The sequence below is a fragment of the Vibrio gazogenes genome (genome assembly GCF_023920225.1).
Taxonomy (GTDB): domain Bacteria; phylum Pseudomonadota; class Gammaproteobacteria; order Enterobacterales; family Vibrionaceae; genus Vibrio; species Vibrio gazogenes.
Genome location: NZ_CP092587.1, coordinates 360,031 through 384,763, shown reverse-complemented (window position 1 = coordinate 384,763; position 24,733 = coordinate 360,031). Strand labels below are relative to the sequence as shown.

The 24,733-nt window shown below is 46.8% G+C and carries 23 protein-coding genes and 1 riboswitch; of the genes, 10 read left to right on the top strand and 13 right to left on the bottom strand.

What is annotated here, in order from left to right; all coding sequences use genetic code 11:
- Positions 1–26 precede the first annotated feature (26 nt).
- The 5 genes from MKS89_RS01770 to pmbA all read right to left on the bottom strand — a co-directional run bounded on the left by MKS89_RS01770 (position 27) and on the right by pmbA (position 4,115).
- The gene (locus MKS89_RS01770) at positions 27–521 is read right to left on the bottom strand and encodes an Hcp family type VI secretion system effector (protein ID WP_021019046.1); all 495 of its coding nucleotides are present in this window, start codon (positions 519–521) and stop codon (positions 27–29) included.
- A gap of 158 nt (positions 522–679) precedes the next feature.
- On the bottom strand, positions 680–1,114 hold the full coding sequence (locus MKS89_RS01765; protein ID WP_072958993.1) for a DUF1240 domain-containing protein: 435 nt from the start codon (positions 1,112–1,114) through the stop codon (positions 680–682).
- Positions 1,115–1,156: 42 nt separating this feature from the next.
- Positions 1,157–1,630, bottom strand: coding sequence for a DUF1240 domain-containing protein (locus tag MKS89_RS01760; RefSeq protein WP_072958996.1), 474 nt, complete (start codon positions 1,628–1,630; stop codon positions 1,157–1,159).
- Positions 1,630–2,514, bottom strand: coding sequence for a hypothetical protein (locus MKS89_RS01755; RefSeq protein WP_072958999.1), 885 nt, complete (start codon positions 2,512–2,514; stop codon positions 1,630–1,632). Before MKS89_RS01755 ends, MKS89_RS01760 begins: the two co-directional genes overlap by 1 nt.
- Positions 2,515–2,768: 254 nt before the next feature.
- Positions 2,769–4,115 carry a metalloprotease PmbA gene (pmbA, locus tag MKS89_RS01750; RefSeq protein WP_072959002.1) on the bottom strand — a complete coding sequence of 449 codons (1,347 nt, stop codon included), beginning with the start codon at positions 4,113–4,115 and terminating at the stop codon, positions 2,769–2,771.
- A 109-nt stretch (positions 4,116–4,224) separates the two neighbouring features.
- Between pmbA and yjgA the strand changes: the two genes are divergently transcribed.
- Entirely contained in the window at positions 4,225–4,752 is a 528-nt protein-coding gene (gene yjgA / locus MKS89_RS01745) for a ribosome biogenesis factor YjgA (protein ID WP_072959005.1), read from the top strand.
- A 311-nt stretch (positions 4,753–5,063) separates the two neighbouring features.
- Here the strand turns inward: yjgA and thiQ are convergent, their stop codons facing one another.
- From thiQ to mpl, 5 genes are all read right to left on the bottom strand, one after another.
- Positions 5,064–5,771, bottom strand: a complete 708-nt coding sequence (gene thiQ, locus MKS89_RS01740) for a thiamine ABC transporter ATP-binding protein (RefSeq protein WP_072959008.1) — start codon at positions 5,769–5,771, stop codon at positions 5,064–5,066.
- Positions 5,758–7,356 carry a thiamine/thiamine pyrophosphate ABC transporter permease ThiP gene (thiP, locus tag MKS89_RS01735; RefSeq protein ID WP_072959230.1) on the bottom strand — a complete coding sequence of 533 codons (1,599 nt, stop codon included), beginning with the start codon at positions 7,354–7,356 and terminating at the stop codon, positions 5,758–5,760. The genes thiQ and thiP overlap by 14 nt, the downstream gene beginning before the upstream one ends.
- Positions 7,357–7,370: 14 nt before the next feature.
- Entirely contained in the window at positions 7,371–8,381 is a 1,011-nt protein-coding gene (gene thiB / locus MKS89_RS01730) for a thiamine ABC transporter substrate binding subunit (protein ID WP_072959010.1), read from the bottom strand.
- 55 nt (positions 8,382–8,436) lie between these two features.
- Positions 8,437–8,573, bottom strand: a riboswitch (TPP riboswitch).
- A gap of 40 nt (positions 8,574–8,613) precedes the next feature.
- Positions 8,614–9,237 (bottom strand): flavin prenyltransferase UbiX, encoded by a 624-nt coding sequence (locus MKS89_RS01725; protein ID WP_021019691.1) that lies wholly within the window; start codon positions 9,235–9,237, stop codon positions 8,614–8,616.
- Positions 9,230–10,594 (bottom strand): UDP-N-acetylmuramate:L-alanyl-gamma-D-glutamyl-meso-diaminopimelate ligase, encoded by a 1,365-nt coding sequence (mpl, locus tag MKS89_RS01720; RefSeq protein ID WP_072959013.1) that lies wholly within the window; start codon positions 10,592–10,594, stop codon positions 9,230–9,232. The genes MKS89_RS01725 and mpl overlap by 8 nt, the downstream gene beginning before the upstream one ends.
- 304 nt (positions 10,595–10,898) lie before the next feature.
- Here mpl and fbp point away from each other — a divergent pair, with 304 nt between their 5' ends.
- Entirely contained in the window at positions 10,899–11,912 is a 1,014-nt protein-coding gene (fbp, locus tag MKS89_RS01715) for a class 1 fructose-bisphosphatase (protein ID WP_072959016.1), read from the top strand.
- A 135-nt stretch (positions 11,913–12,047) separates the two neighbouring features.
- On the top strand, positions 12,048–12,578 hold the full coding sequence (ppa, locus tag MKS89_RS01710) for an inorganic diphosphatase (RefSeq protein WP_038179066.1): 531 nt from the start codon (positions 12,048–12,050) through the stop codon (positions 12,576–12,578).
- A gap of 86 nt (positions 12,579–12,664) precedes the next feature.
- On the opposite strand, the gene MKS89_RS01705 is transcribed toward ppa, so the two are convergent.
- The 3 genes from MKS89_RS01705 to tamA all read right to left on the bottom strand — a co-directional run bounded on the left by MKS89_RS01705 (position 12,665) and on the right by tamA (position 18,670).
- Positions 12,665–13,015, bottom strand: a complete 351-nt coding sequence (locus MKS89_RS01705) for a gamma-glutamylcyclotransferase family protein (protein ID WP_072959019.1) — start codon at positions 13,013–13,015, stop codon at positions 12,665–12,667.
- Positions 13,016–13,175: 160 nt separating this feature from the next.
- Positions 13,176–16,955: an autotransporter assembly complex protein TamB gene (gene tamB, locus MKS89_RS01700; protein ID WP_072959021.1), complete on the bottom strand. Its 3,780-nt coding sequence runs from the start codon at positions 16,953–16,955 to the stop codon at positions 13,176–13,178.
- Entirely contained in the window at positions 16,952–18,670 is a 1,719-nt protein-coding gene (gene tamA / locus MKS89_RS01695; protein WP_072959024.1) for an autotransporter assembly complex protein TamA, read from the bottom strand. Before tamA ends, tamB begins: the two co-directional genes overlap by 4 nt.
- A gap of 445 nt (positions 18,671–19,115) precedes the next feature.
- On the opposite strand from tamA, the gene msrA reads away from it, so the two are divergent.
- The 7 genes from msrA to MKS89_RS01660 all read left to right on the top strand — a co-directional run bounded on the left by msrA (position 19,116) and on the right by MKS89_RS01660 (position 24,724).
- Positions 19,116–19,745: a peptide-methionine (S)-S-oxide reductase MsrA gene (gene msrA / locus MKS89_RS01690; protein ID WP_072959027.1), complete on the top strand. Its 630-nt coding sequence runs from the start codon at positions 19,116–19,118 to the stop codon at positions 19,743–19,745.
- Positions 19,746–19,831: 86 nt separating this feature from the next.
- Positions 19,832–20,146 (top strand): DUF2607 family protein, encoded by a 315-nt coding sequence (locus tag MKS89_RS01685; protein ID WP_072959030.1) that lies wholly within the window; start codon positions 19,832–19,834, stop codon positions 20,144–20,146.
- Between the two features lie 233 nt (positions 20,147–20,379).
- A complete protein-coding gene (gene zrgA, locus MKS89_RS01680) occupies positions 20,380–21,042 on the top strand; it encodes a zinc uptake protein ZrgA (RefSeq protein WP_072959033.1) in 663 nt (220 codons plus the stop codon).
- 61 nt (positions 21,043–21,103) lie between these two features.
- A complete protein-coding gene (locus MKS89_RS01675) occupies positions 21,104–21,814 on the top strand; it encodes an ABC transporter ATP-binding protein (protein WP_072959036.1) in 711 nt (236 codons plus the stop codon).
- A 2-nt stretch (positions 21,815–21,816) separates the two neighbouring features.
- Positions 21,817–23,076 (top strand): ABC transporter permease, encoded by a 1,260-nt coding sequence (locus tag MKS89_RS01670; protein WP_072959039.1) that lies wholly within the window; start codon positions 21,817–21,819, stop codon positions 23,074–23,076.
- An 8-nt stretch (positions 23,077–23,084) separates the two neighbouring features.
- The gene (locus MKS89_RS01665; protein WP_077316196.1) at positions 23,085–23,585 is read left to right on the top strand and encodes a DUF3299 domain-containing protein; all 501 of its coding nucleotides are present in this window, start codon (positions 23,085–23,087) and stop codon (positions 23,583–23,585) included.
- Positions 23,586–23,830: 245 nt separating this feature from the next.
- Positions 23,831–24,724 carry a TIGR03899 family protein gene (locus MKS89_RS01660; RefSeq protein ID WP_072959041.1) on the top strand — a complete coding sequence of 298 codons (894 nt, stop codon included), beginning with the start codon at positions 23,831–23,833 and terminating at the stop codon, positions 24,722–24,724.
- Positions 24,725–24,733 lie beyond the last annotated feature (9 nt).

Genomic DNA, 24,733 nt, shown 5'->3' with positions numbered 1-24,733 from the left:
CAGCCACTTCAATCTAAGCTGTGAGATTACGCACTCCAACCGCCCTGATCCCAATTATCAAACCCCATCGTCCCGCTAATGCTATGTTGCCAGGTAATTTCCTGATAACTAAATTCAATCACCTCATGCATCTCTTCCTGATGCGCATGGACAGTATGTGGCAACGCAAAACTCATCCCACTGATAATCGCTTTTTTGAGTTCAATCGAATAAAACTTTTCGTTATAGCCCTGCTCATTGGTACGATAAAAATGAATCACACAATCGAGGTGCTCCTGCCGAGCAAATGCTGTGGATAGCAGCGGGCTCGATTTATCAATATTTTTAATCATACGGATGGGGGCATGACTTTTACCATGTTGATGCGGAGCTTTCGCCATATGATGATCACAGGAAAGAATTGTGATTTCATCGGCATGAGACTCCTGATACTTATTTCCCATTGAATCTTTGGTGTTGCATCCGCTGGAAATTAAGCCCTGTTTTTCCCCATTAATTGTCATGTATGCGATGTGCGCCATAAAAACCAACCTTTTTATCATGAAAATGATTATGTCTCTTTTTCATCAAATCGATCTATTGTTATAGAGAACATAATCGCTGTTAAAAAAGACTGAAGACAACATTGATTCAGCCCTTTTCGTTAATATCTTCCGGCTTGTTGCTTTTCTTCTATTAATTATTCACAGACCTGTCGATTATCGGTATAGATATGAATACGAAAAATTGGCCACGATGCTCGGCGCTCTGCTTTTTCACAGCGTTGATAGCCAGAATTTTCGATGAGTGATGGTACTGTAAAGTTAGATACAAGAGGAAAGATAAACATTAATATAATTCCGATAATTATACCTTTCCCCATCCGACTTTCAGCTTTTGGAGATAACTTCCGATAAAATAACAACACTAGAAAACCACAAAAAAAGCTGAGAAGCCCAATGCCACCGATTCCATACATGGCTCCTCTATTATATTCAATGACCGTTGAAGGGTGGATAAAATGATCAACCAAGTTAAATAGATAAAAAGTAAAATAAATTAAAGAAAACAAGGCTAAACTGCCACTTATCAATAGTCCTATCAATATTTGAGATATCGTCGTTTCTTCTTTCATTCAAAATAGACTCTTAAACTGAGATTCCAATAAACAAATAAATTAATATTCATTATTCTTGATTTTTTCTCTTATCAGTTGATCACAATCTTGCTGACTATCGGTATAGATATGAGTACGAAATATCGGCCAGGAATATTTAGGCTCTGCCTTTTCACAACGATGATAATTTTCATCTTCAATAAATTTAGGAATAACAAAACCAGCTAAAATAGGAAACATAAATGTCAATACAAGCCCTACAACAATTCCTTTTCCCATTCTATTTTCTGCTTTTACAGATATCCGTCTATGAAAAAGTAAAACAATAAATCCCAAAAAAACACTTAGTGTCACAATCCCAGCCCCTAATCCATACATAGCACCCCGTCTGAACTCGATGACTATTGGTAAATGAATCAAGCTATCAATCAAATCATGTAAGGCTAAATAGAACAGAACCAAACAAGGTACAGCTATTCCACCAAATAACAATATTCCTAATAATGCTTTGGGGATAGTAATTTCGTTTTTCATTAAAAATTGGCTCTAGGTTGTGGAGATAACATTCTCTTGAACGAATGTTTGGCGAAATCAATCACTATATGTTGTGCTGAGTCCAATACATAATCAATCACCGAACCAGCAACTCGCGCTATATCATCTTCAATTTTATGTTTAGCTCGGATAAGATAAGTATTAATATTACTACTCATCTCATCTAATACTGAAATAACTTGGTCAGTAATATGATAGCGGTCTTCTACATAATCATATAAAAATGACAAACCAAACCCAACAGCGACAACAACAGCAATAGGGCCAATAGCCAAAGAGAAAAATCCCATCATATAAGCAGCACCAATAGAAACTCCTGTGGTAATCCCAATCTTTACCACATCTGTTGCAAGAGAACCGATTAACTGAGACAAAGTTGCTTCATCAGTTAAAAAATAATCAACAACTCGATAAGCAGTCATAAGAATGATCGAAACAATACCACCGGATTTAGCAGCACTAATAGCCGCTGAACTTCCTAACCCCATTGTCACAACCTTGGCATTGTTCACCCCATATTTCGTCCCGGTTAACACCTTTCTTAAACGGGGATTCCCCTTCAAGATAATATGCGGTTTACCACCATAGTGTTTGATATATGCTCGACCACTCCAGCCCTTAGCCCATCCCCCCAAGTCACCAACGAGTTTACTTAAAGTTCGGATATCATCAGCAGAAGAGTAGTATCCAGCACCATATTCAGTACATTTTTTTATTTTTTTCCACGACTGTTTCGCTGAACTGGAATAACAAAAGTTAGATTTCACAATATTATCCATCTCTTCAAAAGAGATGACGTAGATTTCATGCTGGTTGGATTGAATATCTTGTTTGATTGCTGCGCGTTCTTGAGGGGATAGCATCACTTTATTCCTTATCGACAACGTCGATGATTCGTTCAACGCCATACACGGGACTGCGCTGAAAACCATAAAGGAGAACCGGAAAAAATTTGCTATAAATTAACACAACAATTCAAAACATTACGTCCAATTGTTATGACTCGTGATATTTTACTCAAAATAACTATCAGGAATTGATAGTTATGGTAGTAATCAAAAAAGCGAGCTATTCAGCTCGCTTTTCTGTCAACTTGAGGTTTGGCCAAGAACAATCACTATTCTCCGGCGACTTTCATTGATTCAATCAGAATAGAACCGGTCTGAATCTGAGAACGCACATCCACATCATTCCCGACAGCGATAATCCGGCTGAACATATCCTTCAACCCACCGGCAATGGTGATCTCAGAGACTGGAAACTGAATTTCTCCATTTTCAACCCAGAACCCGGCAGCACCACGGGAGTAATCTCCGGTGACAATATTGACGCCCTGCCCCATCACTTCTGTGACTAAAAAGCCGGTGCCCATTGCTTGCAGCATCTGCTTGAAGTTCTGTTCACCGGAGGATTTCACAAACCAATTATGAATGCCGCCGGCATGACCGGTCGGCGTCATATTGAGCTTTCTTGCCGCATAGCTGGAGAGCAAGTAAGTCCCTAATACGCCATCAGTCACGATATCCTGATCCCGGGTCGCCAACCCTTCACTGTCAAACGGGCTCGAAGCCAACCCGCGCAAGATATGCGGCCGCTCAGCAATCGAGAACCAGTCCGGGAAAACTTTCTCGCCTAAATGATCCAACAGGAATGAAGATTTACGGTACAAATTGCCTCCGGAAATCGCCATCACGAAATGACCGATCAGGCCTGTCGCAACTTCTGGTGCAAACATCACCGGATAATGACCGGTTTTCAGTTTTTGCGGATCCAACCGACCCACAGTTCGCTCGGCCGCAAGCTGACCAACTTGCTCGGGAGTCCACAGATCATCTTTATGCCGTGCAATGGTATAGCTGTAATCCCGCTCCATACGATCCTGTTCACCCTGCCCAATCACACAGCAACTGATACTGTGACGGCTGGATGCATAGCTGGCGAGCAGACCATGGCTGTTTCCGTAAACCCTTACACCGTAGTGACTGTCATAACTCGCACCATCACTCTGTTTTATCTTGGTGCTGTAATCCAGTGCCGCTCTTTCTGCGGCAATCGCAATACTGGCAGCCTGATCCGGATTGGGTTCATCCGGGTGAAATAAGTCCAGATCCGGAATATCTTTCACCATCAATTCTTTCGGCGCAGGGCCGGCAAACGGGTCTTCCGAGGTATAATGAGCAATATCCAATGCAGCCATAACAGTCTGTTGAATCGCCTGTTCACTCAGATCGGATGTCGAAGCACTGCCTTTGCGTTGCCCCCGATACACTGTAATCCCCAAGGCACCATCACTGTTGAACTCGACATTCTCGACTTCACAAAAACGGGTTGAAACACTGAGCCCCGTACTCTTGGTGATCGCCACTTCTGCGGCGTCCGCTTGTGACGATGCAAGCTCTAAAGCTTTCGCGACCGCAGCTTCAAGCTCACTGCGCTGTTGTGCAACTTGCTGTTTTACATTCATAACTGATGTCTCTTCTTGAAACTATTTCGATAGCATAACAAGAAATGCTCGTTCTCCCCACGATTCTTGCTAAAATAACGGACATTGATAAGCAGATAAGTTAGAGACTATGGCGCGCAAAAATCAAAAAGCTCCCTGGGAAGAAGAAGAAGAGATCATTTGGGTCAGTAAAACCGAAATGAAAAATGACATGATTGAGTTGCAACAACTCGGGGAAGCGCTGGTTGAACTCAAGCCGGCCGCTTTGGAAAAGTTCCCGTTACCCGCGGATCTTGCCGAGGCAATCGAAGATGCGCAACGCTTTAAGAATGAAGCAAAAAGACGACAACTTCAGTACATTGGCCGTTTGATGCGTCATATCGATGTAGAACCGATTCAGGCTGCATTGGACAAATACCGGAACAAACATGCACAGGCAACTGCTGCGTTCCATCGTCTGGAACAGCAGCGGGATCAATTGATTGAGGAAGGTGACACCGCGATCAATGCCGTCATTGAAAAATATCCTGAAGTCGACCGCCAACAACTCCGTCATCTGGTTCGTCAGGCAAAGAAAGAACAACAGAGCGGAAAATCATCAAAAGCTGCCCGAGAGATTTTTCAACTGCTGAAAACGTTAGAAGAAGCGCCACAATAATGACCATTCGAGGCGTCATGTCCTGATGAAGGCATGACGCTATCGTTAGGGGCTGCTGACCTTTCGTGGTTAAATTTTGTTCAATCTGAACGGGTATTGATCGCGGCGCGGGGCATGCCGCTTAGCTATCCTAAGCAAATGACCCGCAACAAAGAGCAAGACACGTTCAGATGAACCCTCTGGGCAGCATTTGTCGCTCATTTATCCAGCGTTAGGTCATGGTTCATGTAGAGCGCTACACTTCACATGACCTGCCTTGACTAAATGCACGACAAATTGCTGCAAAAACCATCACGAAGGGTCAACAGCCCCTAGCCATTTCCTGCGCGGATAAATGCATTCAGCGACGCATTTGAATGCGATTCACTCAACGACTCAATGCCCCCCGTCACCTGTATATGATTCTCATCGATATAAGCAAAATGACTGGCCATATTCTTCGCATCACTGACATGATGGGTGACCATCAAAACTGAGATATGCCGCTCGTTGGCCAAGCGTCTGACCAAGGCCAGCATATCTGCTCGTAAAATCGGATCCAATGCTGAAAAAGGTTCATCCAGCAACCAGTGTGAACGTTCCTGCACAAAACAACGTGCCAGTGCGACGCGCTGTCTTTGCCCGCCGGACAACTGCGCCGGCCGTCGATCTAACAGCGTTTCGATACCCACTTGATGCGCCGCATGGACGACTTTATCCCAGTCTTGACGCGTCAGTTTTAACCCGGGGTGTAACCCCAATCCGATATTGTCACGCACAGACAAGTGAGGAAAAAGGTTGTGTTCCTGAAACAGCATCGAGAATGGGCGCTCATACGGTGGCAACGACAACACAGACTGATCATTGACCCGAATATCACCGGACTTCGGAACAATAAAACCGGCGACCAGACTTAACAACGTCGATTTCCCGGCACCGCTCGGCCCCATCAAAGCCCAAATACTGCCTTGAGACACCGAGAGCGAGAAATCAAACCACTCTTGCTGATATTCATAACGCACCTGATCAAGTGTCAGCATTGATATACTCCCCGCGCCGGAACAGACGCTCTACAACGAAAAAGCATCCGAGACTGATCAGCAATAAACAACTTGCCACAACCGCAGCCGATTCCATCTGATAACTTCCCAATAACTGATAAAGATAAAGCGGCAAGGTTCTGAACTCTTGGCTGCCGAATAACGCAATGGCACTTAAATCCCCCATCGCCACCAAAAAGCTGATCACCCACGCATGAATGATCGGTTTTCGCACGGCACGCCACTCCACCAGCCAAAGGCGACGCCATCCCCGCATTCCCAGACTGTCACACAGAGACTGATATTGCTGCGCTAACATCCACAACGGTTGTTGCAGGGTTTTAATCACATAAGGTAAAGCCATCATCGCGTTGACGGCCACGACGACCCCATAGGCAAAGTCAAACGCATTGGTAAACACACGTAACAGCAGAAACAGTCCGGTACTAATCACCAAGCCCGGTGTGACCAAAACCATCATGCCGACTGTTTCCAGTATATCGGCACGTCGTCCCTGACGGTTCAGTCGCCAGCTCCGACTCGTCAGCAAGACGCCGATGCCGGCCGCCAGAGCGAGTGAACCGGCGACACCGGCAACGCGTAAAGAGCTGGCAAGCGCCTGCCAAAACCCCGCACCACTCAGCACAGGCCACAAATGTGAATTGACTCCGGAAATAAGCACCATCACCAGCGGCGGTAGCACCAACAAGCCACAACAAACAATCCATCCACAATCCCAGTAACGCGCCAGACCACTATCGCGGAATAAAGGCTGACGGGGAGAGTCGCCCTGACTTCCCACATTGATGGTTTTCGTGATGCTTTGTAGTATGAAAGCCAACAAACCACACAGTAACATTTGCCATAGCGCCAGTATGGCACCGGCACGAAGATCAAAATCAAACTTAATCGCCTGATAGATAGCCAATTCGATCGTCGTAGACTGCGGACCGCCACCCAAGGCCATCACTGTGGCAAAGCTGGTAAAACACAACATGAAGACCAATCCGGCCACATGAGGTATCTGCTGACGAATCCGCGGCCAGTGAACATAACGAAATATTTGCCACGGGGTCATTCCCAGATGACAGGCTAATAAGGTCTGCTCTCTCGGGATCATTTCCAAAGAGTGTAAAAACAGTCGGCTGGCATAAGGCAGATTAAAAAACACATGAGCCAGTAAGATGCCATTCAGGCCGTAGACTGAAAAGCTGAAATCCAGATGTAGTGTATGCAGTACACTGGCTAAAAAACCGCTGCGTCCATAAATTGCCAGTAAACCAAATACCCCGACTAACACCGGCATCACCAGCGTGGTCGAAAATAACTTGATCAGCAAGTTGCGGCCGGGAAATGCACGACGGTGCAACGCCAAGGCAACCGGAATGGCCGGAATCACACTCAACAAAGTGGATAGCAATGCCTGATAAAAACTGAACCGCGTGACATGGAGATAATACGGATCACTCAGTACCGCGGTCAGTTCAAGCCCGGATGCATGAACCAGCAATGCCCCGAACGCACTGAGAATAAAGATCACCACCCCAGTGGCGACCCAAAGCCCGATGCGGGGAGCGCGTTGAATAATCACAGTCGCTGCTACCGAGCCTGTGTGAGTGCTGTTTGCCATTCACGAATCCAATGTCTCCGGTTTTTAGCAACTTCCGTTGCCGAAAACCGCAATGTTTTTTCCGGTACAGATAAGTGACGGAAAGCGTCCGGCAGCGTGACCGAAGTCACCGGATACATCCAGTTCGTCGTCGGGATGACTGACTGGAATTCATCACTCAACATAAACTGCATAAACTGATCGGCAAGCGCCTGATGCGGACTCCCTGCTAACTTCGCAGCCACTTCGACCTGCATGTAATGCCCTTCCGAAAATTCAGCCGCAGCATATCGATCATCCTGTTCAGCAATCTGATGATACGCTGGTGAGGTGGTGTACGACAGAACCATATCCGACTCACCTTTCAGAAACATCGAGTAGGCTTCAGACCAACCTTTGGTCACCGTGACCGTTTTCTTCGCCAGTTGTTGCCAAGCCTGAGCAGCCTGATCACCGTAGACGGATTTCATCCACAACAAAAGCCCCTGACCGGGTGTTGATGTTCGGGGATCCTGATAGATGATTTTCAGCTCAGGTGACTGCTCAACCAGTGCTTTGAGACTCTTGGGCGGGTTAGGTAGTAAATCCTGACGATAGACAAAGGCAAAATAACCATAATCGTAAGGGACAAAAACATCATCATGCCATCCATTGGGCAATGTTAACGCTGCGGTATCGACATGATGCTTCGCTAACAGACCGGTCTGTTTCGCTTCTGCCATCAGGCTGTCATCCAGCCCCAGAACAATATCCGCCTGACTATGACTTCCCTCAAGGCGCAGACGGTTGAGAATCGAGACCCCGTCATCGAGTGCGACGTAATTCAGCTTGCACTGGCAATGTGCCTCAAATGCTTGCTTAATCGCAGGTCCGGGGCCCCATTCCGAGGTGAAAGAATCATAGGTATACACGGTCAGTTCAGGGGACTGAGCCTGTACCACGCCAGTGGTTAAACTCAAGATGAAGATGCCTGCATAAATCGAGGCTTTGGAATTGTTCATTGTCACGGCTCGCTCTCCTTGATACGAGCGGCACAGGGTTGAGGCAGGCCTCAGAGGGCAGACCAAACTCAATTCCTACGCCAGCATTATCTGGTTCAGGTCGTTGCGGGTTCTGGGCAATGGCCCAATCTCAGCACCATGACAAAATACCGAATCGGTTAATGTGTCATGGAAGCTCCCCGATGAGTGCGGATGATTTTACTGTGAATTGAATCAATGTGCTACTGATGATTCAGTGCTGATACCCCCAGCGTGGTACCACAGTCTGCTCGATCCCCAGATGGTCAAGAATCCGCGCAACCATAAAATCGACGAGATCATCGATCGACGCTGGCTGATGGTAAAATCCGGGCGCAGCCGGCATGATGGTCACGCCAGCCTGAGACAGCTTCAACATATTTTCTAAGTGTATGGTTGAAAAAGGCGTTTCCCGTACCACTAGCAACAGCTGTCCTTTTTCTTTGATGACCACATCTGCCGCGCGCTCAATCAAATTATCAGACATGCCATAAGCAATCGAAGCCACACTGCCGGCTGAACAAGGACAAACCACCATCTGTTTTGGTGCTGACGAACCGGAAGCAACCGGAGAAAACCAATCTTCTTTGCCACACACAATCAATTGCTCATGACGACATTGAAGATGCTCAACCAAGGTCTGGTGGGCTTTGTCCGGTGCTGCGGAAAGCTTCAAACCATGCTCCGTCGCCAGTACCACTCTCGCCGCTGACGAGATAAGCAGATAAACTTGATAATCCGCAGCTAACAAATGCTGAAGCAAACGTAATCCGTAAGGCGCACCGGAAGCCCCCGTCCAAGCGAGTGTGATGGCTTTTTCTTGCTGAAGATCACGCATGATAGCCTCTCTCCAATTGCAACAGCAGTTTGTCATGAATACCGCCGAAACCACCATTGCTCATCACCAAAATTGAATCTCCGGGATGCACAACCTGAACCACTTGTTGTACTAAAGCATCAATCTCATCGGCCACATAGCCCGGCTGGTGACATTGTGCAACCACATCAGCAACCGGCCATGTCAGTTCTTCCGGCTGGTAAAGGAATACCATATCCGCCTGAGCCAAGGCATCGGCCAGAACCTGCTTATGCACGCCCATTTTCATGGTTGCCGAGCGAGGTTCCAATACCGCGATAATCCGCTGTGAACCGACTTTTGCTCGTAGCCCTGCTAAGGTTTGTTGGATGGCTGTCGGATGATGAGCAAAATCATCATAAACCGTCACACCATGTACCTCACCACGCAGTTCCAGACGACGCTTGGTGTTAATAAACTGCCCCAACGCTTCACAAGCCATCTCCGGAACAACACCGACATGGCGGGCAGCCGCAACAGCCATGATAGCGTTATGCACATTATGATCCCCGATCAAATCCCATGACACGGTGCCAACTGTCTCCCCATTTAATAAAATCTGGAATGAAGATCCATCTTTTTCTAATTTTGTTGCATTCCAGTTTGCATTCTCACCGCAAAGTTCTTGCTCGCTCCAGCAACCTTGTGCCAAAACATCATTTAAAGCAGTATCATTTTGGGGAGAAAGGATACGACCAATGCCGGGAACCGTCCGAACCAAATGATGAAATTGTTTCTTAATTGCCTCAAGATCGTCAAAGATATCAGCATGATCGAACTCTAAATTGTTCAGGATCAGCGTATTCGGATGGTAGTGAACAAACTTAGATCGCTTATCGAAAAAAGCACTGTCATATTCATCGGCTTCGACGACAAAAAAGTCACTTTCACCCAGTCTGGCAGAAATGCCGAAGTTACCGAGCACACCACCGACTAGAAAACCGGGCTGATAACCACAATATTCCAGTATCCAGCTCAACATACTGGCAGTCGTGGTTTTACCATGTGTTCCAGCCACCGCCAGTACCCATCGTTCCCGCAGCAAAAACTCACTCAACCACTGTGGTCCGGATGTATAGGGCAGACGATGATTGAGGACATACTCGACACAGGGATTCCCCCGACTCAGTGCATTACCGATCACCACTAAATCCGGCCGAGGATTGAGTTGTTCGACATCAAAACCCTCTATAATTTCAATGCCTTGAGATTCCAGCAACGTGCTCATTGGTGGATAAACATTGGCATCGGAACCGGTGACCCGATGTCCCATCTGACGAGCCAGCGTCGCGACGCCACCCATAAATGTGCCACAAATTCCGAGTATATGTATGTGCATGAATCCCTCAGTCCTCTGCTCTGATTTTCGCTCATCTTACTGCCCTTCATTATCATGATTCACATCATAAAAGCGAGCCGGAAATCAACAATCCGACAGAGATTTTACCCTCAGTCTGGCAGGATTCACGCTTGTCGCCATCTTGTATGAAAAATGAGATCTAGGTCAGTTACTTTATTACCTTAAATAAGATCCGGATCATAGAATCTTATTTAAAGGGCATCCATCGCCCATTTGCATAATGCCAATTTGCTGTCTTTCAGACGAATGGCAAGTATTCATGATTGCTTTTCAAGGAAATAACATGTCAGAGATGAGAACCTTAGGAGAATTCATTGTTGAGAAACAAACTGATTTTCCTCACGCAAGCGGAGAGCTCTCTTCCCTTCTTGCTTCGATACGTTTGGCAGCAAAAATCGTAAACCGTGAAATCAACAAAGCGGGACTCGTCGATATTACCGGGGCTGTCGGTACAGAAAATATTCAGGGCGAAGATCAGCAAAAACTCGATGTTTACGCCAATGAGAAGTTTAAAGCAGCACTTGAAGCCAGAGACCAGGTCTGCGGTGTCGCCAGTGAAGAAGAAGACGAAGCGATCATATTCAATAAAGAATTGAATAAGAATGCTAAGTATGTCGTGTTGATGGACCCGCTTGACGGCTCAACCAATATTGATGTGAATGTGTCGGTCGGAACCATTTTCTCGATTTACCACCGTGTCTCTCCGATTGGTACCACTCCGACAGCGGAAGACTTTCTGCAACCGGGTCATAAACAGGTCGCAGCCGGATACGTCATTTATGGATCTTCCACAATGCTGGTATACACCACCGGCAATGGCGTCAATGGGTTTACTTACGATCCGTCGTTAGGCACCTTCTGTCTCTCCCATGAAAACATGATGATTCCGGAAGATGGCAGAATCTATTCGATTAACGAAGGGAACTACATTCGTTTCCCGACCGGGGTGAAAAAATATATTAAACACTGTCAGGAAAACGTGCCGGAAGATAATCGTCCCTACACGTCACGCTATATCGGATCGCTGGTTGCGGATTTTCACCGTAACCTCCTCAAAGGCGGTATTTACCTGTATCCAAGTACACTCAGTCACCCACAAGGTAAACTCCGCCTACTGTACGAATGTAATCCCATGGCGTTCCTGATGGAGCAAGCCGGCGGTATTGCCACTGATGGCCCCAACCGGATTCTTGACCTTAACCCGCAAGAGCTACACCAGCGTGTACCGTTTTTTGTCGGTTCAAAAAACATGGTCACCAAACTCCAAGCGTTTCTGGAAGCCCATCAAGACGATTAAATCTCTCTGTAAAGCGCCTCCGGGCGCTTTTTCTTGTCCCATCACGGTTCAGTGATCAACACTTTTTGCGTTCAACGGTGAAGTGAATAATAATAGGCGCTTCAAAACGTCCGCTAAACAGTAAGGAATACATTCATGAGTTTGAATAACGTACCAGCAGGTAAATCTCTGCCTGATGATATCTATGTCGTCATTGAAATCCCGGCGAATGCTGATCCAATCAAATATGAAGTAGACAAAGAGTCTGGTGCTGTATTTGTAGACCGCTTCATGTCTACACCAATGTTCTACCCATGTAACTACGGTTATGTAAACAATACGCTTTCTTTGGATGGTGACCCGGTTGACGTGCTGGTTCCGACACCTTATCCGCTGGTTCCCGGTGCAGTCATTCGCTGCCGTCCTGTCGGTGTACTGAAAATGACGGATGAATCCGGTGAAGATGCAAAAGTTGTTGCCGTGCCTCACTCAAAACTGACCAAAGAATATGACCATATTCAAGATGTCAATGATCTGCCTGAGTTGCTGAAAGCACAAATCAAACATTTCTTCGAGCGCTATAAAGAGCTTGAATCAGGCAAATGGGTAAAAGTTGATGGCTGGGAAGATGCAGCATCAGCTCGCGCAGAGATCCAATCCTCTTATGAGCGCGCACAAAACAAATAATTCGTCTGTTGACTGAGAAGCATAAGGAGAGATTTTTATCTCTCCTTTTTCTTTATATGAAGATAGAAGCTGATTGTGCAATGAACTCAGATCCGCTGACACCAATCTCCGGATGCAATTACCTGACTTAACTTAGAGACATCCTGATAAAAATAGATCCAAGCCATCCCAAAGGGCGTTTCAATCTGTTCACGGCGGTATTCAACGGGAACATCTTCCAACTCATCCAAACGGGATAAGGTTTGATCATCCACGACATAGATCTCGCCCATGACCGACTGATGTCCTTCAATTAACCCCGGATAAGGCCCGAGATCATATAAGGAAAATTCCGGTGGCGTTTCGTAATATCCCAGCATCGAACTTTCACCCAAATACCAGTGATTATATTCTCCATCACGCAACGTCCCGTAGACAAATACTAAATGCTGCTGCATAAACACTCCTTGTTTATTCTCTCATCACGTTTATCTGAGTCTGACTTCATCCTTTCACAGCGACATTTCTAACCATAGACGCTCTCGTCACAGAAATCATGCAACATAGCGACTTTTCACGGTGAAAGTTGATGGATGACATCAAGTCATCACTCTGTCTTTAATTAAACTCAAATTGATACAAGACATTCATGGTACTCGTCAACCCGGAGATCGCTTCAACATACAAATCACTCATCAAGCGATAACGCACTGTGAACTGACCGACAGAGTTAAAAATACCAACCCCGTATTTCACTTGCAATCCCGGTAGAACATAACCACTCACTGTAACCTGAGACTGTTCTCCCGAGCCGGATGTATCTAACTGGAGATCTTGAACACCAAATGCCTGCCCGATCTCTCCGACCAATTTCCCACTCTGGGCAAGACTCAAACCAATCAAGCTCGTCGTCAACGCGCCATTATTCGACTCTGCATCGAGGTTTTGTCCGCGAATTAAGTAAGAGAGCGCATTCGCCTGCGCCATGGCCGGCTCCGAAAAGACTGACACGGATGGATTATCCGCCGGTCCGTTCACTTTGATCCCTGCCGTGACATTATCAGCAATATTATTCGGATTACGAATGGCGGTAATCGACACATAAGGCTGACTGATCGGCCCATTCAGAATAACTTTACCCTGTTGAATGACCAAATCTTGTCCCAGCGAGCGGTATGTCCCGTTCAGAATATTGACTTCTCCGGTCATGAATGGGGTATTGTCTCGCTGTGAAATTCTCAGTTCGCCTTGCAGCTTCCCATTCAGTCCGAAGGCTGACAGCCGAACCCCTGAACCAATCTTCACCGTCACTTTACTTTCCAGATTAAACGGCAAAGATTGCGTCTGCTTAACCGTTTGAGAATCTTGAATAATAACTTGATCAGGAGAGACCTTAACCGCACTGTCCGGTAGTTTATCAACGGTAATCTTTCCTTCAGGTAACTCAATAGAGCCTTCAACTCGCGCGACTTCCGGGGTCAGTGTCAGTGTCATATCCGGGATCGCCTTTAGCTTCACGTAAGGAGGAAAATCGATATCCACCCCGTCAGCATATAATCGGGAATGAACCGCCCAGTCGTCGAGTTTCGTCCAGTCAGCGTCCCCTGAAAGATGTAGCTCGCCTTCCGGGGTCTTCACCAAAGCCGCAAGTCGAGCCTGATACCCTTCGAACTGAATATCAATATTCCCTTGCTGAATATCGACCGGTGTCACTTCCCCTTGCAACTGAATTCGACTGACAGCCAGTTTTCCCGTGACTTGAGGATGTAACAGATCGCCATGTACTTTCAGGTGTCCATCAGCGATAGAACGAAACTCATTGTAATCCCCTAACAAAGATTGCATCAGGCTCAAATCCAACCGATTGATATCGATATTTGCCGTCACCTGTTTCTGTTGCTGCTTGATATCGGGAATCTTGACCGTCAAATCAAGCGCACCATGTTCGGCCAGATCAATCTGGCCGGTAGCAGCAAGATGGTTGTCTTTGAGATCCATTTGAAACTTCATCTGCTGCCATGCCACCACCAAAGGCTTCATAGCAATCTGCTGCTGTAACTGACCTTGTTCGACAAGCACGGTTAACTCAGCTTGAGGCGGTAACTGTTGGTCCTTCCCTTGAGCCCATTTCAGAAACGCTTCAGCATCGACGCGTCCTTTTAATGTTGTTTCTTCTGGCAACACATAGGCTAAGCGAGCTAAATCAAGCTGATGCAATGACACATGAAGCTGGCCTGACGATGGCTGAATCGTGATGTCTTGATCAAGACATAGAGAAGAAGACAGATCCTGCCAACAATGCGCCTGAATACTCAATTGTTGCTCTGATGGCAGCAAATCAATTTGCACTGGCGACTGAAGCGTCAGTCGATGCTTTTCTCGCGATAACGTGGCACGTGCGAGCGTCCCTTGCCAGCGATGAAACTCACGGTCAGTCGATCCGGTAACCTCAAGCTGCACACGCCCTTCCGACGTGTCCGCATCAAGATTCACCACATGTTGAAATAAGTCACCGCGCCCGCTTAAGGTAACGGTCTTCAAGATATACTGCTGATAACGCCCCTGCTGCAAATTCAGAATGACATTCCCATGTACCTGATTCAAATCACTGATTTTGCCATGCAACGAGACATTGTTGGCTTGGATTAAATCTTGCCACTGAAGTTGAGTACCGGTCAGTGACACCTCCGCTTCAGGATGACGCAAATTTCCTCGTAAACGGATATCGCCTTGAATATTGCCTTTCCCCTCAGGCAGACTTTTCGACAAATCTGGGACAGAAATGTGTACATTCATATCCCAACGTTGATCCAAAGTCCCCTCGACCCGAAGCTGATTTTTACCATGAGCAACAACCAGCGCCGGTGTCATGGCGTGGATCTGGTTTCCCTCCGTCTCACCGGAAACCGTCAATGGTCCTGACACATGCAGTGGGTATTGTTGCAACGCCCCATTCAGTTCAAGCTGAGTCACATCGAGCTGCCATTTGGGTCCGGACACAGACGCCTTAAGATCGATCTGCCCATTCAATTTTCCCGACACCTCAGGCCACTGAGCCTGAGGTTCAATCTGCCGGAATGATAACTGTGAACCCAACGTGAATGCCTTTTGCCACGCCAACTGACTTTGCCCCGAAATCACCCCGTTAAGCGTCTTGATTTGTAATGCTGAAAGTTCAAGCTGAGTGAGTGTTCCCTGACCTGAAACATCAACCTGAGTCGAGGGAATCGCTTTGCCGTGTACCAATCCTTGTAAGGCGAGCTGATATTGATTGAGTTGTCCTTCAAGATTCAGATGTCCAAGATCAAGCTGGTATTGTGCATCCCCCGACAAAGGCCACTGCCCGGCAAGATCGTCAATCTCGATGTTGAACGGAAATCCGGCCGAAAGCGGTTCAAGCTGTGCAGAAATGCTTCCCTGAACCCGTTCAGCCAATGTGGCAGAAAGCTGCATTTTGGCCAGACTACCACGCACTGCGGCTGTGACACGCTGTCCCTGAATTTCCGGCAAATGCAGCATTGAATTCAGGTGGATATCCAGTGGGTAATCTGAGGATAACGTCATATTGCCATGACCATCTGCTGCAATTTCCGGTGTTGCTACATCGAAATGTTCAATCCGAATCCGGTGACGGTATGCCTGTGCGGATAAATGCAGTTTTTCAATCTCATGTTTGCTTTCACTATCACTACCACTGCGAATCTGCATGTCATTGAGCCGGAACTGATTCACACGGATATCCAGCGGAATCCATATGTCGGGTAATGTCAGCGCCGGGTAGGAAAACGTCGCCAACGATGCAGTTGCTGCCGGTTGTGCTTTCGGTGCCGATTCGACATCGATCTTCGTCTGCTGTAAGGCCACTTTATCCAACGTCAGACGGCTTCGATACCACGACACGCCACCCTTTAATGTCTGCCATTGAAGCCGTACTCGCGGTAAGTCCAACGTGACATCTTCGAGAGAAAAATGAGTCACAGACAGTGGAATCGGCAGATTCAGGAGCTGTTTGGGCGACGACGTATTCTTATCCGGCTCAGAAGATGCACCATTTTCCGGGATTGAAACCTGCACATGGCGGGCCGTCAAAGAATCAAGACACAGCGCAGGCTGGAATAAACAACGACTGCGTACCGACAATCCGACGTGTTCCAGTTGTAGCTTCATCTGAGTCTGCGAGTCTTGGTATGCCACATCATACAAATCCAGTTTCCCGGCTAAGATGCCGTCTACCCGGCTGATCTGCAAACCGGGAACAAACCGCTCAGCTCCGGAGACTGCCAGATGTAACCCGACGGGCGTATAAAGCAAAACCCCCGTCACTGTAATCAGTACCGCAAGCAACAATACGATGGCAATGATCAACCATTGACTGGTACGCAACGCAAACCGAATCATAAATCCGGCCCCAGTGTGAAGTGAATATGGAATTCATCACCCGGGGTTGAATCCAGCCCCCAGGCAAAATCAAGACGAACCGGGCCTATCGGGGAAACCCACCGCACGCCAACGCCGGTCCCTCTTTTCCAGTTCGGTGTCGAGTTGAATGCATCGCCATAATCGTAAAACAGAGCTGCCCACCAGTTACCATAGAGATTGTATTGATACTCCAGCGATGCCGTCGCAAGATATTTAGCACCGCTCAGAGCCCCCTTTGCATCTCTCGGTGAGATCGATTCATACGAATAACCGCGAATACTGTTATCCCCCCCGGCAAAGAATCTCAGCGATGGAGAAACCCGGTTAAAATCATCCACCAAATTGGCACCGCCCCTCACACGAAATAATCCGCGGTGACGTTCCTCATAAGTCCGAATCCACGACGTCCCCGCTCGAATTCTCAAAATATCGGTTTCTGAGTGTAAATTCTTATTCCCGTATTCTAATGTCAGGGTTTCTTTATCGCCCCAAGTAAGCAAGCGCTTACCACGAACTCGAGTCCGGGAAAACGTGATCCCCGGCAAAACAAATTGGCCAACATCATCCAGCGTTCCCAACTCATAATTTTCTATCAGATAACGCGTAAATAGCGTCCGGTGCCACCCATTCGACAACTGCCAATGCCGTTCAACTGAGAGGTTGGATTCAATGCTTTTCGTATCTAACTTGTCGACCCGTTTCAGACCGTACTGAAGCTCATAGTACTGATTCAACACATCTTCCAAGGGAATTTTATAACTCGCTGTCACGAGCTGTTCCGGATCTGATAACGAAAAACTGCTACTGAAGCTATGCCCCTTATTGTTAATCCAAGGCTTATTCCACTTCAGTAACACCGTCGGCCCGACGTCTGTCGAATAACCGGCACCCGTTTCAATCTGATTTTGACTGGCAGGCGCCAAGGTCACATGCATCGGTAGTTCTTGCTGTGTATCCAACTGACTTAAATCAGGTTCGACCAACACCGAAGAAAACCAATCGGTACTCGCGAGACGCTGGTTAAACTCGCCGACTTTAGACACCAGATATGGGTCTCCGGGTCGATAAGTCTGTAACGACGCGACTCGCTCCGGTTCAATCTGACTACCCACCATAATGGTTTTGCCGAAACGATAGCGAAGCCCACTATCAAAGTGCAAGACCACCCGAGCCAGATTGTCGTCTTGCAAAATCTCTAAACGGTTTTTGGCAAACTTCGCATTAAAGTAGCCGCGCTCTAGCGCCAGACTTTGGAGCCGGGATTTCAGCTGTTCATAATCAGCGTGATTGAGAATTTCACCCTTTTTCAGCGCACTGGCTTTTACAACGCGTTGAAAATACTCATCTTGCTGTGCATCTCCCAAGAGCTGAATATCGACAGAGTCGATTCGTGTCGGCGGACCGGGATCGACATGAACCGTGATTTCGGCATCTTCCTGATTGAATGCAAAACGAATCACCGGATGGTAGTAGCCAAGCGCCTGCAACGCCTGTGATATATCGTCTTCGAGACGAGCCTGAAAACGTAAACTCGGGGCATAGTCATTAGGAGAAATAGATGACAGATAGGCTTCGACATTATCATACAAATCGCCGTCCAGCCCATCGATGGAAAGGGATATCTGACGTTCCGCAGATACAGCTGAGAAACACAGTCCAAACAGTAACCCAAAAAATAAAAAATATTGTTTCATACAACCGTTATGTAACGTCACAGGATAAAGCGTCAAAACAATATCTTAACCGTAGATAGGTCATTCGTCTGTATGTGCTACGTAAATTTTGTCATTTCACTCACTTTGTGATTTCATTCATGGGTCATTTCAGACATTGTTTGTTGCAATTCAATGCTTCGACCATGCTGACTGTTCATCTTTATCCAGTAGATATGCGGAATCAATCACCCTAAAATACGGATATATTCGCTAGAATTTTTTCCCGCAGAAATAGGGCGCTATCACTTGTCATTTGGAAGACAGTTTTCAGTCGATTGAGTACAACATCATCATGTTCTGCTCATTTTACCGCTGGAAAACAATAACCGGGCTCGCGCCTTATCAAAAATGCACTACATTTATACACTCGGTGGTCTCAAGGTTCAGCATTCATATTTCACCTGAAGAAGAGAAAGGTAAACTCATGTCAGACAAACAACAGATGGTTACAGAAGAAACCGCTCTGAAAGGCCGTTTCACTCCCCTTGAAATAGAAGACGGTCATTTCGTCAATCACTCCCGTCTTACGGCTGAGCCAGAAAAAGGCCAACAAAAAATATTGCTCGGGATGGGCTGTTTCTGGGGTGCGGAAAGACTGTTCTGGCAACTTCCGGGGGTCATTTCAACCTCGGTCGGTTATTCGGGCGGATATACACCGAACCCAACCTATGAAGAGGTCTGTACCGGTCAAACCGGCCATGCCGAAGTCGTGCGGGTGATTTATCAACCACAGCAAATTTCGCTGGAAACACTACTGGGTTACTTCTGGGAAAACCACGACCCAACGCAAGGCATGCGTCAGGGCAATGATCTCGGCACACAGTACCGTTCAGTCATCTATGTTTATCATGATAAACAACGCCTGATCGCTGAACATTCGCGACAAACCTACCAGAAATCACTCAATAGTGAGGGGAAAGGGCAAATCACCACGGAGATCCTCTCTGCCGGGCCTTATTACTTTGCGGAAAGTGACCACCAGCAATATCTGGCAAAAAATCCGAATGGTTATTGTGGACTTGCGGGGACAGGCGTTTGCTTCATGCCACTCTAAGTGATTGCTGAACGCCATACGAATAATACTTGCACCTCTGATTAATTGTTATAGTATAACATTTTTCCATTCATTGCGGATGTCTCATGTTGGCTGCTAGTAAAACGATTCGTCCTCCAATGACGTGTCTCCCCAGAAAGATGGTTGCTCTTGCAGCTATCTTTTTGATGCTCTGGCTCAGCGCGGCTTACATTATTCATCAAGCTGACACATTGGCGGAGCATCATCAACACCATGACTGTCAGTTATTTGCCGGGATTTATCATGCCATTCAATCTTTCGTGCCGATTCTGCCGGTTATCGCGTCTCACGGATATAGCGAGCCGACCTCTGAAATCATCAGAATAAGCCTACCATTTTTAGCTTATTTTGCGCGCTCACCTCCGCTAGTCGTTCAGTAAACCTCAATTCGGGACATTCCCCCTGCGCGATATATCAGGCGGGCTTCGCTGTGTCACGATTTGCAGACGGCGCATGATTTTTATAACCCGTTCCACTTTCAAGATAGACGGAATGGCTATCAAATCAGCCACGATCAAAAATAAAGTGATCACTGCATTCAATCGGACATCCCCCCAAACCGAGGTTTTATCGTGAATTGTATTTGAATCATCTTAACGACGGAGTTTTTTTCATGTTAAAAACACATAACCTTGCACTGCTTGCAGGGCTCATCACCGCAGTATCCGCACAAGCCGAAGAAGGTTTTCGTCAGCACGAAGCGCATGTTCACGGCGTTGTCGAAATGAATGTTGCTCAGGATGCTGATGCATTGTTAGTTGAAATTACGGCACCGGGAATGGATGTCGTTGGTTTTGAACATCCGCCACAAACGAGCCAGGAGCATCAGGCGCTCGATCAAGCAATGGCATTGCTGGAACAAGCCGATGATCTCATCACGATCAACTCAGCAGCTGGCTGTACACTTGAACATAGCAATGTTCGTCAGACCTCTCACCACCACGATCATGATCATGATGCAGACCATGACCACGAACACCACGACCATGATGAAGGCGCCCATGAAAGCGGACATCATCATGATCACGATGAAGATGCAGACCATCATGAAGAACATCATCATGACCACGACGGTGATGAGCACGAGCATGGCATGCATACAGCCTTCTCAATTCAATATACATACACCTGCCGAGACAGCGGAAAGTTGGATCATCTCTCCACCCAGTGGTTTAGCCATTTCCCTCGCTCACATGAAATTCATACCAATGTCTTTACGGATCGTCAGCAGACTGCCATTAAGCTGAATCCGGATCAGACTGAGGTATCTTTGTAACATCAAACTCCACGCATCGGCAGGACATCAAATGTCCTGCCTTCTCAGAGGATTTCGAGTAATGAAGGATTCACAACCATCTGGCTCAGAATACGTCATCGAGCTCCGCAATGTGCAATTTCGGTGGGCTACTGATGCACCACTGACAATTGATATTGAGCATCTGACCGTCAGTGCTGGTGAGCATCTATTCATCAAGGGACCGAGTGGCTGCGGCAAATCGACGCTGCTTGCTCTCCTGACAGGGATCAATACGTGTCAGTCCGGTTCACTCTCTGTCTTAGGTCATGCCTTATCTGATTTACCATCCAGACAACGTGACCGCTTCCGCGCGGATCATATTGGCTATATATTTCAACAATTCAATCTGCTCCCGTATTTATCGGTGATCGACAATGTGGTGCTTCCCTGTCACTTTTCAGCACGGCGTCGTGACCAAATTGCCGGCACTTTGCAAGACAAAGCCCATCAATTGCTGACTGGATTAAAAATGCCGGAACATTTACTCAATCAGCCGGTGGTTGAACTCAGTATCGGACAACAACAACGCGTTGCTGCGGCACGGGCGTTGATTGGTTCACCGAAGCTCATCATTGCTGACGAGCCGACTTCGGCGCTGGATTACGATAACCGTAGCGCTTTTATTCAACTCCTGCTAGAAGAAGCCGATCAAGTCAATGCAACCTTGGTCTTTGTCAGCCACGATCCAACACTGGAGTCCATGTTTAACCGCAGTATCAGTCTGCCGCAACTGAATCGGGTAGGAAACTAAACATGAAAATCATTATGAATCTGGCGTGGAAGAGCGTCCTCAATCGTAAAACAACGGCACTCTTAACGATTTTAACGGTGGCAATTTCGGTCATTCTGCTCATGGGTGTAGAACGGATCCGTACGCAGGCCAAAAGCAGCTTTGCCAATACGATCTCCGGCACTGATCTGATCGTCGGTGGGCGCTCCGGTCAAGTCAATCTGCTCCTTTATTCCGTCTTTCGGATCGGCAATGCGACGAACAATATTGATTGGAAAAGTTTTCAGGAATTCAGTCATCATCGTGCGGTAAAGTGGGCGATCCCGATTTCATTGGGCGATTCTCATAAAGGCTTTCGGGTCATGGGGACCAATCAGGATTATTTTAAATTCTATCAATACGGACATAAACAGCATCTGACTTTTCAGGCCGGCCAACCATTCCACGGGCTGTTCGACACAGTAATTGGTGCTGATGTCGCTAAAAAGCTCAACTATCATATCGGCAGCAAAATTATCATTGCTCATGGGATTAGTGATGTCGGATTCAGCCGCCACGATCACCTTCCCTTTACCGTCACGGGTATTCTGGCCCCGACAGGGACACCGGTCGATCGAACGGTTCATGTGTCTCTGGGCGCCATTGAAGCGATCCATGTCGGTTGGGAGTCTGGTGCGCATATTGGCAAAACACCGGATGCAGCCGTGCTGGAAAAACGACATTTTCAACCCACTCAAATTACAGCGATGTATCTGGGTTTAAAATCCCGTATTCAAACATTTGCATTACAACGAGAAATCAATGAATATCGTAAAGAGCCCTTGAGTGCAATTCTTCCGGGGGTCGCATTACAGGAATTATGGGGCATGATGTCGGTGGCAGAACAAGCGTTAATGGCCGTCTCGATCTTTGTCGTGATTGCCGGATTGATGGGAATGCTCAGCAGTCTGTTAACCAGTTTGCAAGAAAGGCGACGTGAGATGGCAATTCTCCGGGCCATGGGCGCACAACCCAAACATGTCTTTGCTTTATTGATCAGTGAAGCCAGTGCGTTAACCTTTGCCGGCATTCTTGTTGGCGTGGCGGGTTTATATGGTTTAATGTCGATCATTGCACCATTGATTCATGCACAATACGGTATCATGATAACACTTGACCGTTTGAGCTATCATGAATGGCAATTGCTCGGTTACGTACAACTCGCAGGGATTCTGATTGGGGTCGTCCCCGCACTACGAGCCTACAGACAATCACTCAGCGATGGTATGACAATAAGAATATAGGAAATTTAATGAGAAACGCTTTTTCATCGGTCATGCTCCTGTGCATGACCCTATGCTCCGTTTCAGTCTTGGGGGCGCAAAAACCGCTGACGCTTGATTGGATGGATCTGATCCCGAAGCAAGAACGTCATCAGTTTGATCAACAAGGAATGCCGACCGTGAATCATAACGGTAACACTCCGGCCAAGCAGAGTCATATCGGTGCTGTCAGACCAGAACTCGATGGAAAGTATGTCAAAATCCCTGGGTTTGTCATCCCTTTGGAAGGAGACGATCAGACTATCACTGAGTTCTTACTGGTGCCTTATTTCGGAGCATGTATCCATGTGCCACCGCCGCCACCCAACCAGATTATCTATGTTAAATTCCCTCAAGGCGCACCCGTTCAGGAATTGTGGGATGTCATTTATGTCGTGGGTAAACTAAAAGCGGAGCCTGTCAGCAGTGACGTTGCTGATGCCGGATATAAGATCGAGGGGAGTCGTATTGAACCTTACGATGATCAGTAAGGGCGTTATACGACAAGGAAGCTTGAGAGATAGCCGAGTAAAGCAAAGTAAAGAATAAATACTACGGTGATAGACAGAGCCTTTTTCACTAGAATCATCAATGTTCAAAATTATAAGTGGTAACAATTTTAACAAAATATTATCATTTTGAGTAGCGTAATTTGATCAATTCGGCTAGATGTCTCTCGCATTCCGCGTTAAATTGTTACTATTGCTCTCAATTGTCAGTCGGTATCAAATTATTCATGGAACAACGCACACCCACGGTCATTGAACATCAGGATGATGAGACAACAAAGTCTCATTCAAGAGGACGCTATATCAAAGATAGTGGTCGTCGGATCCAAAATATTGCCAAAGATCATGGTCTTGATGCGCTGATTTGTGAAGAAAAAACCGACATTTCGCCACTGGACAGAGCCTTAAAGCGGGAACGCAAACGCAAAGAACAGCGGCAAAAAAACCTTGAGAGCATTGTCAGACTTGCCCATAAATCCTGTAAAAACGAAACGGCTGGCGATCCCGATCAAGACTGGCTCTACCGCTTTTTCGATATGGCTCAGGATATCCATAACTCTTCAATGCAGCGACTGTGGGCTCAAGTGCTCAAACGGGAAGTCACCAATCCGGGCTCCACATCCATGAAAGCCTTGCAAGTGTTGAAAGACATGACACCGAAAGAAGCTCAGATCCTCCAAAAATCAGCCGCACTGGCTTGTAGTTTCGGGCAAGACAGCAGTCGTAAACTATTTGTTGGGATACGGGCACACAATGGGATTTTTACCTTTGGCAAGCGTGATACCACGATTACGCTGAGTCTGGGTAGTTTTCAGCTTCCCTACTCAAGTTTGCTTGTCATGATCGAGCTCGGCTTACTGCATGCTACCGAGCTCGCCTCAGGTGAAATCGAGCAAGAATCAGCGCTTCCCTTTCATTATCAGGGCAAAAACCTGTCTCTTCAGGCAATGAGCAAGGGGATACATTTACTCTATTATCGTTTTAGTCCCACCGGTAATGAGTTATGTAAACTACTGGGCAATAAGCTCAACCAACAATACTATGATCAAACAATTGCCCTGTTAGGGCAAAAATTCATGATCCATACCGATGCTACCGGCAGCATTCACCATACAGTCTGATTCAATTTC

Bases quoted from the DNA above. Each gene is read 5' to 3' on its own strand.
- MKS89_RS01770 (WP_021019046.1), bottom strand. From the start codon at position 521: ATGGCGCACATCGCATACATGACAATTAATGGGGAAAAACAGGGCTTA.
- MKS89_RS01765 (WP_072958993.1), bottom strand. From the start codon at position 1,114: ATGAAAGAAGAAACGACGATATCTCAAATATTGATAGGACTATTGATA.
- MKS89_RS01760 (WP_072958996.1), bottom strand. From the start codon at position 1,630: ATGAAAAACGAAATTACTATCCCCAAAGCATTATTAGGAATATTGTTA.
- MKS89_RS01755 (WP_072958999.1), bottom strand. From the start codon at position 2,514: ATGCTATCCCCTCAAGAACGCGCAGCAATCAAACAAGATATTCAATCC.
- pmbA (WP_072959002.1), bottom strand. From the start codon at position 4,115: ATGAATGTAAAACAGCAAGTTGCACAACAGCGCAGTGAGCTTGAAGCT.
- yjgA (WP_072959005.1), top strand. From the start codon at position 4,225: ATGGCGCGCAAAAATCAAAAAGCTCCCTGGGAAGAAGAAGAAGAGATC.
- thiQ (WP_072959008.1), bottom strand. From the start codon at position 5,771: ATGCTGACACTTGATCAGGTGCGTTATGAATATCAGCAAGAGTGGTTT.
- thiB (WP_072959010.1), bottom strand. From the start codon at position 8,381: ATGAACAATTCCAAAGCCTCGATTTATGCAGGCATCTTCATCTTGAGT.
- MKS89_RS01725 (WP_021019691.1), bottom strand. From the start codon at position 9,237: ATGCGTGATCTTCAGCAAGAAAAAGCCATCACACTCGCTTGGACGGGG.
- mpl (WP_072959013.1), bottom strand. From the start codon at position 10,594: ATGCACATACATATACTCGGAATTTGTGGCACATTTATGGGTGGCGTC.
- fbp (WP_072959016.1), top strand. From the start codon at position 10,899: ATGTCAGAGATGAGAACCTTAGGAGAATTCATTGTTGAGAAACAAACT.
- ppa (WP_038179066.1), top strand. From the start codon at position 12,048: ATGAGTTTGAATAACGTACCAGCAGGTAAATCTCTGCCTGATGATATC.
- MKS89_RS01705 (WP_072959019.1), bottom strand. From the start codon at position 13,015: ATGCAGCAGCATTTAGTATTTGTCTACGGGACGTTGCGTGATGGAGAA.
- tamB (WP_072959021.1), bottom strand. From the start codon at position 16,955: ATGATTCGGTTTGCGTTGCGTACCAGTCAATGGTTGATCATTGCCATC.
- tamA (WP_072959024.1), bottom strand. From the start codon at position 18,670: ATGAAACAATATTTTTTATTTTTTGGGTTACTGTTTGGACTGTGTTTC.
- msrA (WP_072959027.1), top strand. From the start codon at position 19,116: ATGTCAGACAAACAACAGATGGTTACAGAAGAAACCGCTCTGAAAGGC.
- MKS89_RS01685 (WP_072959030.1), top strand. From the start codon at position 19,832: ATGTTGGCTGCTAGTAAAACGATTCGTCCTCCAATGACGTGTCTCCCC.
- zrgA (WP_072959033.1), top strand. From the start codon at position 20,380: ATGTTAAAAACACATAACCTTGCACTGCTTGCAGGGCTCATCACCGCA.
- MKS89_RS01675 (WP_072959036.1), top strand. From the start codon at position 21,104: ATGAAGGATTCACAACCATCTGGCTCAGAATACGTCATCGAGCTCCGC.
- MKS89_RS01670 (WP_072959039.1), top strand. From the start codon at position 21,817: ATGAAAATCATTATGAATCTGGCGTGGAAGAGCGTCCTCAATCGTAAA.
- MKS89_RS01665 (WP_077316196.1), top strand. From the start codon at position 23,085: ATGAGAAACGCTTTTTCATCGGTCATGCTCCTGTGCATGACCCTATGC.
- MKS89_RS01660 (WP_072959041.1), top strand. From the start codon at position 23,831: ATGGAACAACGCACACCCACGGTCATTGAACATCAGGATGATGAGACA.